General features: G+C 60.4%; 8 protein-coding genes. 7 read left to right on the top strand and 1 reads right to left on the bottom strand.

Translation table 11 applies throughout. The features are described from left to right. Positions 1-178 precede the first annotated feature (178 nt). The 6 genes from ICA16_RS06360 to ICA16_RS06335 all read left to right on the top strand — a co-directional run bounded on the left by ICA16_RS06360 (position 179) and on the right by ICA16_RS06335 (position 6,036). The gene (locus tag ICA16_RS06360) at positions 179-925 is read left to right on the top strand and encodes an amino acid ABC transporter permease (protein WP_210700251.1); all 747 of its coding nucleotides are present in this window, start codon (positions 179-181) and stop codon (positions 923-925) included. Further along, positions 925-1,596 carry an amino acid ABC transporter permease gene (locus tag ICA16_RS06355; protein WP_042560753.1) on the top strand — a complete coding sequence of 224 codons (672 nt, stop codon included), beginning with the start codon at positions 925-927 and terminating at the stop codon, positions 1,594-1,596. Before ICA16_RS06360 ends, ICA16_RS06355 begins: the two co-directional genes overlap by 1 nt. Continuing rightward, the gene (locus ICA16_RS06350; RefSeq protein WP_042560754.1) at positions 1,593-2,327 is read left to right on the top strand and encodes an amino acid ABC transporter ATP-binding protein; all 735 of its coding nucleotides are present in this window, start codon (positions 1,593-1,595) and stop codon (positions 2,325-2,327) included. Before ICA16_RS06355 ends, ICA16_RS06350 begins: the two co-directional genes overlap by 4 nt. A gap of 144 nt (positions 2,328-2,471) precedes the next feature. Beyond that, positions 2,472-4,373 carry a two-component sensor histidine kinase AauS gene (gene aauS / locus ICA16_RS06345; protein WP_150616230.1) on the top strand — a complete coding sequence of 634 codons (1,902 nt, stop codon included), beginning with the start codon at positions 2,472-2,474 and terminating at the stop codon, positions 4,371-4,373. Then, positions 4,370-5,698: a two-component response regulator AauR gene (aauR, locus tag ICA16_RS06340; protein ID WP_150601742.1), complete on the top strand. Its 1,329-nt coding sequence runs from the start codon at positions 4,370-4,372 to the stop codon at positions 5,696-5,698. Before aauS ends, aauR begins: the two co-directional genes overlap by 4 nt. An 8-nt stretch (positions 5,699-5,706) precedes the next feature. Then, positions 5,707-6,036 carry a GlpM family protein gene (locus ICA16_RS06335; RefSeq protein WP_181818525.1) on the top strand — a complete coding sequence of 110 codons (330 nt, stop codon included), beginning with the start codon at positions 5,707-5,709 and terminating at the stop codon, positions 6,034-6,036. Positions 6,037-6,178: 142 nt separating this feature from the next. On the opposite strand, the gene ICA16_RS06330 is transcribed toward ICA16_RS06335, so the two are convergent. Beyond that, positions 6,179-7,213 carry an alpha/beta fold hydrolase gene (locus ICA16_RS06330; protein ID WP_210555023.1) on the bottom strand — a complete coding sequence of 345 codons (1,035 nt, stop codon included), beginning with the start codon at positions 7,211-7,213 and terminating at the stop codon, positions 6,179-6,181. A 207-nt stretch (positions 7,214-7,420) separates the two neighbouring features. Here ICA16_RS06330 and ICA16_RS06325 point away from each other — a divergent pair, with 207 nt between their 5' ends. Then, positions 7,421-12,964 carry a dermonecrotic toxin domain-containing protein gene (locus ICA16_RS06325; RefSeq protein WP_210700250.1) on the top strand — a complete coding sequence of 1,848 codons (5,544 nt, stop codon included), beginning with the start codon at positions 7,421-7,423 and terminating at the stop codon, positions 12,962-12,964. The last annotated feature ends 119 nt before the right edge of the window (positions 12,965-13,083 follow it).

The following is a 13,083-nucleotide window of genomic DNA, read 5'->3' as shown; positions in this document are numbered from 1 at the left end:
CTTATCTCCTGAAGGGGCTCGGCCCTTTCAGGAGTTTGTCACTCCCTGCTGGCACATTCTGGAAACACTCGAACCGGTGGCTGTCGAGCCGATCGCGTGTGCCTGATCTTCACGATCAGAGGGAACGGAGTTTCCCAGGCGGGCACTTGTATATCGATCGAATCGAGGGGAGACCCTAATGAATTACAACTGGGACTGGGGCGTGTTCTTCAAGTCCACCGGCGTGGGCAGCGAGACCTATCTCGACTGGTTCATTTCCGGTCTGGGCTGGACCATCGCCATCGCCATCGTGGCCTGGATCATCGCTCTGCTGCTGGGCTCGATACTGGGCGTCATGCGCACCGTGCCGAACCGCATCGTGTCGGGCATTGCGACCTGCTACGTCGAGCTGTTCCGTAATGTGCCACTGCTGGTTCAGCTGTTCATCTGGTACTTCCTGGTGCCCGACCTGCTGCCGGCGGATATTCAGGAGTGGTACAAACAGGACCTCAACCCGACCACTTCGGCTTACCTGAGCGTGGTCGTGTGCCTGGGTCTGTTCACCGCCGCGCGTGTTTGCGAACAAGTGCGTACCGGCATCCAGGCGCTGCCGCGTGGCCAGGAATCGGCCGCCCGCGCCATGGGTTTCAAGCTGCCGCAAATCTACTGGAACGTGCTGCTGCCCCAGGCCTACCGGATCATCATTCCGCCGCTTACCTCGGAATTCTTGAACGTCTTCAAGAACTCCTCCGTGGCCTCGCTGATCGGGCTGATGGAGCTGCTCGCGCAGACCAAACAGACCGCCGAGTTCTCGGCCAACCTGTTTGAAGCGTTCACCCTCGCTACCCTGATTTATTTCACCCTGAACATGAGCCTCATGCTGCTGATGCGCGTGGTCGAGAAGAAAGTTGCCGTGCCCGGCCTGATCTCCGTGGGGGGTAAATAATGGAATTTGATTTCAGTGGCATCGTCCCGGCCATTCCCGGTTTGTGGAACGGCATGGTGATGACCCTCAAGCTGATGGCGATGGGCGTGGTGGGCGGGATCATTCTCGGCACCATCCTGGCGCTGATGCGTTTGTCCTCGAGCAAACTGCTGTCGCGGGTTGCCGGCGCCTACGTCAACTATTTCCGTTCGATCCCGCTGCTGCTGGTCATCACCTGGTTCTATCTGGCGGTGCCGTTCGTGCTGCGCTGGATCACCGGCGAAGACACCCCGATCGGTGCGTTCACCTCGTGCATCGTCGCGTTCATGATGTTTGAAGCGGCTTACTTCTGTGAAATCGTCCGCGCCGGTGTGCAGTCGATTCCCAAAGGTCAGATGGGCGCTGCGCAAGCGCTGGGCATGAGCTACGGGCAGATGATGCGTCTGATCATCCTGCCGCAAGCGTTTCGCAAGATGACCCCGCTGTTGCTGCAACAGAGCATCATTCTGTTCCAGGACACCTCACTGGTTTACACCGTGGGCCTGGTGGACTTCCTCAATGCCTCGCGCGCCAGTGGCGACATCATTGGCCGTTCCAATGAGTTCCTGATCTTCGCAGGTCTCGTGTACTTCACAATCAGCTTTGCCGCCTCGCTGCTGGTCAAGCGTCTGCAAAAAAGGTTCGCCGTATGATCTCTATCAAGAACATCAACAAGTGGTATGGGGACTTCCAGGTGCTGACTGATTGCAGCACCGAGGTCAAAAAAGGCGAAGTGATCGTGGTTTGCGGCCCGTCAGGTTCCGGCAAGTCGACCCTGATCAAATGCGTCAACGCGCTGGAACCGTTCCAGAAAGGCGACATCGTGGTCGACGGCACTTCGATTGCCGACCCGAAGACCAACCTGCCGAAACTGCGCTCGCGCGTGGGCATGGTGTTCCAGCATTTCGAACTGTTCCCGCACCTGACCATCACCGAAAACCTGACCATCGCGCAGATCAAGGTGTTGGGCCGCAGCAAGGAAGAGGCGACCAAAAAAGGTCTGCAACTGCTGGAGCGCGTCGGCCTGTCGGCTCACGCCCACAAGCATCCGGGTCAACTGTCCGGCGGTCAGCAGCAGCGTGTGGCGATTGCCCGTGCGCTGGCAATGGACCCGATCGTCATGCTGTTCGACGAACCGACCTCGGCGCTCGACCCGGAAATGGTCAACGAAGTGCTCGACGTGATGGTGCAACTGGCCCAGGAAGGCATGACCATGATGTGCGTGACCCACGAAATGGGCTTCGCGCGCAAAGTGGCTGACCGCGTGATCTTCATGGACGCCGGCAAAATCATCGAAGACTGCCCGAAAGAAGAGTTCTTCGGCGACATCAGCGCCCGCTCCGAACGCGCGCAGCACTTCCTTGAGAAAATCCTGCAGCACTAAAAGCAACACAGGCTTCCCCTGTAGGAGCTGCCGCAGGCTGCGATCTTTTGATTGTGAGTTTGAAGATCAAAAGATCGCAGCCTGCGGCAGCTCCTACAAGGGATCGCCATAGCTTGTTGTTGTGGTTGACCCAAGGCATCTGTGATGAAATGCGACCCCAATCTCTATCGCGCCGCGCCGCCATCACTTGCCGTGAAGCCCCGTCTGATTCGTCATCTGTTCCTGCCGCCACTGGTCATCGCCCTGATGGTCGGCCTGGGTTTTATCGGCTTCTGGACCAGTGAACATTTCGGCATCCGCAGCCTTGGCGAGAACGGCCAGCGTCAGCTGGAGTTGCACGCCCGCGCCGTCGAGAGCGAGATCAGCAAATACACCTACCTCCCCAGCCTGCTGGAGCTGGAAACCAGTGTCCCGCAATTGCTCGCCAACCCGACCCCGGAACACCGGCAAACGGTCAACGACTACCTTGAAGGCCTGAACCGGCGCAGCCGCAGTCGGGCCATCTACGTGATGGACACCACCGGCCGCGTAATGGCCACCAGCAACTGGCGCGATGTCGACAGTTATCTGGGCGAAGACCTGTCCTTCCGTGCTTATTTTCAGAAAGCCATACGCGGTGAACCCGGTCGTTTCTACGGCATCGGCAGCACCAACGGCGAACCCGGCTACTACCTCGCCCATGGCCTGGAAGAACACGGCAAGATCATCGGCGTTGCCGTGGTCAAAGTGCGCCTCGAAGCCATGGAAGAACGCTGGCAACGGGCGCGCCTGGAAGCGTTTGTCAGCGATGAAAACGGCATCATCATTCTGTCCAGCGATCCGGCCAGACGCCTTAAATCGGTCATCCCGCTGAGTGACGAAGTCAAAGAGAAACTCGCCCGCAGCTTGCAGTACTACTGGTTCCCGCTCACCGAGCTGCAACCGCTGGCTCGGGAAACCTTGTCCGAAGGCGTGGAAAAACTCACCTTCCCGGCCAACAGTGAAGTGCAGTCTGACGAAGACGACATCAGTTATCTGGCACAGACGCGGCCTCTTGGCGATACACCGTGGAATTTCACCCTGCTGACGCCGCTTCAGGATTTGCGCCGCGAAGCGATCAACCAAGGCATTCTGGTCGCTGTCGCATTTGCCTTGGTGGCGTTCCTGCTGATTGCCTGGAATGAGCGGCGCAAGGTCATCGCCACCCGTCTCGCCGCCCGCGAAGCCTTGCAGGAAGCCAACAATCAACTGGAGCGTCGGATTACCGAACGCACCGCCGACCTGCGTGCCAGCAACGACCGACTCAAGAGTCAGATCCGCGAGCGCCGGCAGGCTGAAGAGACGCTGCGCCGGGCCCAGGATGAACTGGTGCAGGCCGGCAAACTTGCCGCCATCGGCCAGATGTCCACGAGCATCGCCCACGAATTGAACCAGCCGCTGGCGGCGATGCGCACGTTGTCGGGCAACACCGTGCGTTTCCTTGAACGCGGTCAACTCGATGTCGCCAGCACCAATCTCAAAACCATCAATGACCTGATCGACCGCATGGGCCGGATCACCGCCAGCCTGCGCTCGTTTGCCCGGCGTGGTGACAATCAGGGCCAGGCCAGCCTCGGCAAAGCCGTGGACGCGGCGCTGCAATTGCTCGGAGCGCGGCTGGAAAATCCGGCGCTGCAACTGCACCGACAATTCATTGATGTGCAGCTGCACATCGACCAGACCCGCCTCGAACAGATTCTGGTCAACCTGATCGGCAACGCCCTCGACGCCATGCAGGCGCAATCGCTGCCGCAACTGTGGCTGGAAGGTGAAGAGTTCAATGGCAAATATCGCCTGCGCGTGCGCGACAACGGCCACGGTGTCGACGCCGAGGCGCGCAAGCATCTGTTCGAACCGTTCTTTACCACCAAGCCCGGCGAACAAGGCCTGGGCCTGGGCCTGACGCTTTCCGCCAGCCTCGCCGCCGCCACGGGCGGACATTTGGGTGTCGAACACCCTGGCGGCGGTGGCACCACCTTCGTCCTCAGTTTACCGTTGGTAAGCCCTACCCCTGCCGAGCCAATATGAACCAAGACCTCAGTGTATTGATCGTCGAAGACGACCCTCATGTGTTGCTCGGCTGCCAGCAAGCGCTGACGCTGGAAGACATCCCCAGCATCGGCGTCGGCAGTGCCGAAGAGGCGCTGGAGCGTGTCGGCGACAACTTTGCCGGTATCGTCATCAGCGACATTCGTCTGCCCGGTATCGATGGCCTGGAGCTGCTGACCCGGCTCAAGCAACGCGACCGCAGCCTGCCGGTGGTGCTGATTACCGGGCACGGCGATATCTCCATGGCCGTCGGCGCAATGCAGAAAGGCGCCTACGACTTCATGGAGAAACCGTTCTCGCCGGAGCGCCTGGTCGATGTTGCACGCCGTGCGCTGGAGCAACGCAGCCTCGCCCGCGAAGTCTCGTCGCTGCGTCGGCAACTGGCCGAGCGGGATTCGCTTGAAGGCCGGATCATCGGGCGCTCGCCGGCCATGCAGAATCTGCGCGAGTTGATCGCCAACGTCGCCGACACCTCGGCCAACGTCCTGATCGAAGGCGAAACCGGCACCGGTAAAGAACTGGTCGCCCGTTGCCTGCACGATTTCAGTCGGCGCCACAGCAAGCAGTTCGTAGCGCTGAACTGCGGCGGCTTGCCGGAGAACCTTTTCGAAAGCGAGATCTTCGGTCACGAGGCCAACGCGTTTACCGGCGCCGGCAAGCGCCGCATCGGCAAGATCGAACACGCCGACGGCGGCACGCTGTTCCTCGATGAAGTGGAAAGCATGCCGCTGCCGCTGCAAATCAAACTGCTGCGGGTGTTGCAGGAACGCACCCTCGAACGCCTCGGTTCGAACCAGAGCGTGGCGGTGGATTGCCGGGTGATTGCGGCGACCAAATCCGACCTCGACGAATCGAGCAAGGCTGGCGAATTCCGCAGCGACCTTTATTACCGTCTCAATGTGGTGACGCTGGAATTGCCACCGCTGCGCGAACGCCGCGAAGACATACTGCAACTGTTCGAACACTTCACCCAGCAATCGGCACTGCGCTTCGACCGCGCACTGCCGGACATGGACAACCAGACCCTGTCGAACCTGATGAGCCACGACTGGCCGGGCAACGTGCGTGAACTGCGCAACGTCGCCGAGCGTTTTGCCCTCGGTTTGCCGGCGTTCAAGAAAACCGGTGCTGGCAGCGCGGGCCAGGGTTTGGCGTTTGCCGAAGCGGTGGAAGCCTTCGAACGCAACCTGCTCAGCGACGCGCTGCAACGCAGCGGCGGCAACCTGACCCAGGCCAGTCTGGAACTGGGCATGGCCAAGACCACGCTGTTCGACAAAGTCAAAAAATACGGGTTGAGCCACTGATGGATCTGTTGCTGAAAGCGGCACTCGGTGCCGCGGTTGTGCTGATTCTCGCAGCGCTGGCCAAGACGAAGAACTACTACATCGCGGGGTTGGTGCCGCTGTTCCCGACGTTTGCGCTGATTGCTCATTACATCGTCGGCAAGGGCCGCTCGGTTGATGACCTGAAGACCACCATCGTCTTCGGCATGTGGTCGATCATTCCGTACTTTGTGTATCTGGCGACGTTGTATGTGATGGTCGACCGGATGCGGCTGGAGGCTTCGCTGGCCGTGGCGGCGGTGGCGTGGTTGATGGCGGCGACGGTGTTGGTTTCGGTTTGGGTGCGCGTACATGGCTAACGTCTTCCCCTGTAGGAGCTGCCGAAGGCTCGGGCCGCGATCGGACGATCTTTTGATCTTGTTTATAAAAGGTCAGGATCAAAAGATCGCAGCCTTCGGCAGCTCCTACAGGGGAACGCATTCCTGTGTGGGAGCGACGCGGCTACAGCAGATTACGCCCCACCACCGGCTCAATCTGCGCCCAATGCGAAGTGTCTTCACGGTGCGCCTGCAAATACGGCAATACCGCCGCCAGCAACGGTTCCTTGAACGCTTCCTGAAACCGGTGGGCCAGCCCCGGAATCAACTTCAACTGACTGCCGCGAATGTGCGCCGCCAAATGCACACCATGCATCACCGGCAGCAACGGATCGGCCGTACCGTGCACCACCAGCGTCGGCACGCGCAACTGGTTGAGCAGCGCCACCCGGCTCGGCTCGGCCAGAATCGCCATGATCTGGCGCTTGACGCCTTCCGGGTTGAACGCGCGATCGTAAGAAGCCGCCGCTTGACTCAGCAACGCCTGGCGATCATCGCTGACCGCCGGGCTGCCGAGCGCCGCAAGTAAATCCGCCTGCTGCTCCAGCGCCACCTCTCGGTTCGGTGCACCACGCCGCGCCAGCAATTGCACCAGCGCCGCGTTGGGTGCCGGCAAACCTTCGGCGCCGGAGCTGGTCATGATCAGCGTCAGACTTTCCACCCGTTGCGGCGCCATGGCCGCCATGTGCTGGGCAATCATCCCGCCCATGCTCGCACCGAGCACATGGAATTGCTCGACGTGCAGAGCCGTCATCAGGCCCAGCGCATCGTCGGCCATGTCGGTCAGGCTGTACGGCGCCGACACCGGCAGTCCGAGTTTGTAGCGCAGCACTTCAAAGGTCAGGTTGGCCTCCACCGGTGCCTGCCGCCAGGTCGATAAACCGACATCGCGGTTGTCGTAGCGAATCACCCGAAAGCCCTGCTGACACAGCGCCTCAACCACCTCATCCGGCCAATGGATCAACTGCCCGCCCAACCCCATCACCAGCAGCAATGCCGGATCCGACGCACGACCGATGCTCTGGTAGGCAAGGCTCACCTGCGCCAGATCGACCCGTTCGGTCGGTACATTCACATCACAGCGCGACGCCGCAGAAGCCGGCAAGCCGAACAAAAGCGCGGCCAGAACGGCCGCGATCGAGAAAAAAACCTTACCCATGGAAAAACACCGAAACGCAGAACCCCAGTAGAGCGCGAGTCTGATGAAGTTTGTACAAGCGCGCTGCCACAGTTCGATGACAGTTTGATGAAGAGTGCCGAGCGGTCGCCCGGCAATAACTATGTACCGCCATCGAGGCCGACAAATTCAATGCAATGGCCGTGACAAAAAGCGGAGTTCCGCTTCACACAGCGAGCAATTGCGACCATGCCAGATTTTATACTTCTCGATCATCCCGCCCTGAGTTCGTCTTCCCCGCCGACCGAGACACGCTTGCCGGACACCTATGACGACGCCCTGCTCTTGACCGCTTCGCAGCGCTGGCGCGACAGCAGCGAGGGTTTGCGTGAGCTGATTGTCGGTATTCCGGCCGCCCGCGACACCCTCGCTCGGTCGCTGGAACTGAAATGGGATCTGGGCGAGCCGGACATCGGGCTGCAATTTGCAGCCACCGAGCAACGCCCTGAACACTTCGTCCCGCTGGTCCAGGCGTGCGCCTTTGTCTTCCAGCATCCGACACTGCCTGACACGCTCAATCAGCAGTGCAAGGTGATCGGCCTGCCGACGACGCATGCGCTGTTCACGCGGACACCGCAACAATTGCTGGAACGGATCAAGACACTCGACCCGGAACAAGCCCTGCGCACTGCCTGGAATGAGTATTGGGATGAGCGCGCGCCGGGTACACCGGTGTCACGCCGTGAACGGGCCCGGCAGTTTTACTGCGAGCATCTGGAAGCCACTGCTCAAGTGGCCCTCGCCCGCCGCCAACTGACCGCGGCACAACTCAAGCCCTTGGCATTGCTGATGGATGCGAGCAGCGCCACGGCGCAGGTCACCACCCAGACATTGGCGCTGGTAATGAGCAACGGCAGCAAAGTGAAGATTCCCGCGGCGTGGGTGATCAACTTCGCAAACGCCGCGCCGCTCCCGCATTGGCTGTATCTGCCATTGTGCGCCGAGGCGTTCAAGGGGTTCGCCGGGCGCACCGAACTTGAGGCCTGGCTGACCGCTCAGAATCTGGTTCCACGTGGGTTGCCCAGCGCTGGCATGGGATTCGAATACACCGACCGCGATCTGCCTCTGAGCACGGGCATGACCGACCTGCTGGAGCATTTGCGCAAGGCGCAGATTGATGCGCTGCGCAATAGCCGGATCGCCGCGCCAGACTTTGCAGAACACGCTGGCAGCGCCCTCGATCATGCCGATCTGACTGACCGCCAACGCAGCACCACTGGCGTATTCGCCTCGCCAGCGCGCATGACGCCTGACGTGAGCGAAGACGATGAGCCGTCATTGTTCGGCAGTCTGCACGCCGAAATACCCTGGGCGCTTCGTCAGGCGGCATTGGGCCGTCAGCGCACTGCCCTGGAAACGCTGCGCGGTATCGCGCAAGAAAGCAGCACATTACAGCCGGTCAAGGATGCACACGCGGCACTGGAAAACGCCGAACAAGCCGCCGACACAGCGATCACCGCCCTGCTGACAGGTTCACGCGCTACCGATCCGGCCACGTTCGAGCGTCAACTCACCGCCCTGCATAAAGCCCACAAGGACGGTTTGCAGGCGGAAATCAACGCGCAATATTTGCTCGAACAAGTGACCACTGAGGAGCGCGACCGGGTCAATGCGCTACTGGATACCCCGACCAATCCGGGGGCCGGGCACAGGGCCGCGAGTCTGATCGTGAGCCTGAGCGAGCACACCGCTGACAAGCACACACTCACGACGCAGGCACTCAACGGCCCGTTCGTGATGACGCACCCGGACGCGCTGCTCGACCCGGCATCGGCGCACAGCATGTTGCTGTACTGGCCGGGCACCGGCGGTGGCCTGCAGACATTCGCTGATCGTCGGTCGCTGGAAAACCGCGTGTTCAAAATCACCACGCAGGACAACACCCGCACCCTGCAACTGAAGGCAATCGAGACAGATCCACTGCGACACGCCTTGAATGGCCTGATCGGCGAATTCGAAGAGCAAGCCGCAGCAATCCGCACACGCCTTGCCGCAACCACGCAGGCCGCCGAGCAAACCGAGCAACTGAGCATGTTGCGCGAACGCTTCAACGCCGCCCTGCAAGTGCCCGTGCATGCGGCGCGCAGCCTGGCGCTGATGCATGTGCAGGAGCAAGAGCGAACGGCCACGCTGGTCGCCAACCTGCCCGACTGGCTGGGCAACCTGCCAGTCACCGAGCGCGTCGCCCTCAACACCGAGATCCACGCGTTCATCAAGGCCATGCAACTGAGCCACGCCTTGATGACCACCGCGTTGGAGCCACGCGACGACTTCACTCGCAAGCACTTGCATGCGCGTTTGCGCAAAGACTTTTCGCTGCAGGGTGATTTCACGGTCACCCTGGATCTGCCCGATGAGGTCAAATGGGAAACCCGATACAGAGCCGGGCCCACGGGCCCCGCGCGATCGTCGGTGATGGTTGCCGGTGACAAGCGCAGCCACCTTACGCTTGAAGAACTGGCGCAGCTCAACCTCGACAAAGAGCAATCGGTGCAACAGGACTCGCTGTCGCAGCGACTGATATTCATGCGGTTGAAGGTGATCGCGGCGAATCGTCAGGACCGTATCCGATTGCTCAACGGCGTCAACCTGATCTATTTGCGCAAAGTGCTGCCCGAACTGGATCTGCCCAAGGCCTATGAACGTCAGATCTACGAGGCCTTCCGAGGGGCTAGCGGCGCGTCCGCGTTCACTTTGGCGCATCACCGCGAATGCCTGATCGAGCCCTGGCGCCAGACTCTCAGGTTACAAGGCCGTTTTGCCCGTTTGCAGGGTCATATCAACGACAGCCAGCTGCAAATACTGGACATCGCGATCAGCGCCGACCATGCACAGGCGTGGAACAGGCATAACCAGCGCGTGGTCATCCTGCCGGCCATCCTGACCATGGGCGGCAAGGACACCCCGCGTCAAGGACCCAGCACGCTATCAGGTGTGACCTTCATCCAGGAGCAGGTCAGCGGCATCACTCTGATGTATCTGCCCGAGAGCCCGGATGGCCGGTTTTTGCGTTCATACGACAACCTGCAAGCGGCACGCTTGGGGCTGTACAGGCTTTGCCAGCAAGACTCGATGATCACCTATGTGGCCGGGCGTACGGTCCACGGCAATGTGCGCGCTCATAAAAGTCGTATCAATGAAGCCGTGCACAGACGCTTTGACGCGATGATCGGCGTTGGCACGCGCTGGCCGGTGACCACCTCCCTGGCCGCGCACCTGCTCGATGCGCACATGGGCCGACTGATCATGGCGCACCGCGATACCTCCCGCTCCAATGATGAGCTGTATCTGGAACGTTTCGCGCTGCGCGGCCCGCGTGCGTTCAACTACTTGAAGATGGCGCTCGGCATGCTGCCCTTCATCGGCACCGCCATCGCGTTCTACGATGCCTGGACTGCGGCCAACCAGGCGGTGGCGGCGTTCTTGCGCGGCCAGATCGGCGATGGGTTGGAAGAACTGGCAACGATGTTGTTGTGCCTGATCGACGCGGCGGTCGACCTGCTTCCCGGTGAAGCGCTGACCGGTGTCCTGTCGCGCACCGCCCGCGCATTGACGCGTATGCGCCAGGCGCAGCGGCTGCTGCGCAATGTGGCGGCACTGCATGGCAACAGCCAGCGCCAGGCCCGTCACCTGCTCGCACGCTTCGCCAGATACGAGTATGAACAACCGATTTCGCTGGCCGGCCTGCAAACAGGCAACCACGGAATTTATCGCGGGATCTACCGCCACGCCGACGGTGACTTCATTGTCCGTCAGGGCCGGATCTTTGAGGTTCAACTCGACACCAGCGCACGCTTCTGGCGTTTGCGCGGTACCCGCCAGGCCACCTACAGGCAACCGATTGCCCTGGATGAAACCGGCCAGTGGGACACTTGGTTCGGCGTTCATGGCACAACATTCGAAGGTGGTGGACTCGGCGGCGGTAATGTCGCCGGGCATCTGGCCGACGCGCTTGAGCCGATCTGGCCGCAGGTCATTCGGCAACGCTTGCCGCGCTGGTGGGTGGATCGAACGCATCGCCGTTATCAATACCTGGCCATTCAGGCCAACGCCTCGGCCCCCGAATTCCGTTTGCGCATCAGAAACAGCGACGTTGCGATAAACCGCCTCGCGGCGACACCAGCGGAAAAAGTAAGCCGGCCCTTGATTGCGGCGTCTGAAGCCGCCGCTGTCGGCGACATTGAGCTGGGAAAGCGGCGTTACCAGACGTTGGTCGAACTGGAGGCGGTGTCCACTGGCGATGTACGCCGTATGGTGAACGAGCAGCAAAGCTATCCGGCCTCGATGGTGGCGGACCGGTACCTACACCGCGTGAATCATTACTACTGGTCGAATACCCATTACCGCAAGATCGAGGCACTGAACGCACAACTGCGTGCGTTGCCGGAAGACGCCTACGCCGAGCTGAGGGAAGTGCATAAACAGATACGTGAACACCGTGTCGAGATGCTGTCCGAACTGGATCAGATTGAAACCCTGAGAAATGAGGCAAACCACTGGTACAGACGCATCGGGAAGGCAGACGACAGGCAAAGGCTAGCGGACCGTTTGGGGCAAGTTAACGACGCTTACAGCGATTTTCGGCTGACTGAAAGGAGGGTCTCACATCGGTATCACGCGGTTTATCGATCCGGTATTCCCAAAGAGATGGCGTGGTATCACCTCAATGATCAGATACGCGATTTGCATGGAAAATTCAGACGTACTCTGGACACACATCGTGCCTTGGCATTGGCTGAAGTCACGTCCGAACAACGCGATCAAATCCTTCAACGCTGCGTAGATGTGTACACGGAGTTCAGTCGCGAGATGAAAGTCTGGACCAGCGGCTATCCGCAGCTTTTCTACGAGGACATGGTCGACCCATTGTTGTCCGGAATTGATTTGCTCACCGACCATGCTCGCAAGAACATCGCGCGCCCGCGGCCCGTGCGTACTACGCAAAAGGCAGGAAAAATACCGCCCAAGGTCTTCCCCACTGAAGATGAATACTGGCTGATCGGGACGGAAAATTGGGATCCGAAAACCAAAAAGTACGAATACACGATGAAAAACGGCGAAGTCTGGGAAGAAACCGCCAACCAGAAATATCGCCTGAAAGCATCGGCAACCGTGCCCCCGCGGCAGGAACAGCCAGACCTTGCGGCGTTGCTGGCCGAAGCACGCACGCGCCTCGATTCGCAAGCGACTTACCTGGGGCGGGTTCAGTCATACGCCGATAAAGGCATGCTGCCGGTCAATGTGGAACACATGATGGTCAGTGAATCCGCCGAACTGACGCGCCGGGCCGATCGCATCCATGCGCTTTCGCCGCAAGACCCGATGATTGTCGAACTGCGCACCACCGCCACCGAGCTGACAGCCACCGGCCGCGCCTTGCGCACCCGCCAGTCACTGACCAGCAAGAAACCCACCGATGGCATGCTGCTGGATCTGATCGGACAAAACGCCGTGACCATTCGCAAGGTCGCACCGCTGAAAGATCTTGGCAAAAAAACTCGAAAGGACTTCATGCAGGAATATGAAATCCGGAATCAGACCCTCATCCCCAATGAACTGCTGTGGTACGCGCACTTTCACTATTCCAGTGCAACGCCCGTACTGCGCGCGTTCGAGAAAGCCCATCTGAAACTGCCCGAACACCGTTTTCTGACCCACGCCGATGATGCCAGCCTGCCCTACGCCGATATCGGCAAGCAGTCGGCAGTGCTGGTGCATTTCGAAGGGCTCTAAGCTTCGTTGCCAGGCAGCAACCCCGTTGAGCTATCGGCTGCAACGGGGTTGCTGCTGCGCCCACGCACGCGTCCTGAGCACCGGAAAAATGCACAGAGGCGATATCCCTGTACCGCCAC

It is taken from the genome of Pseudomonas anatoliensis (assembly GCF_017976235.1).
GTDB lineage: Bacteria > Pseudomonadota > Gammaproteobacteria > Pseudomonadales > Pseudomonadaceae > Aquipseudomonas > Aquipseudomonas anatoliensis.
This window is presented reverse-complemented; position numbering and strand designations above follow the sequence as displayed.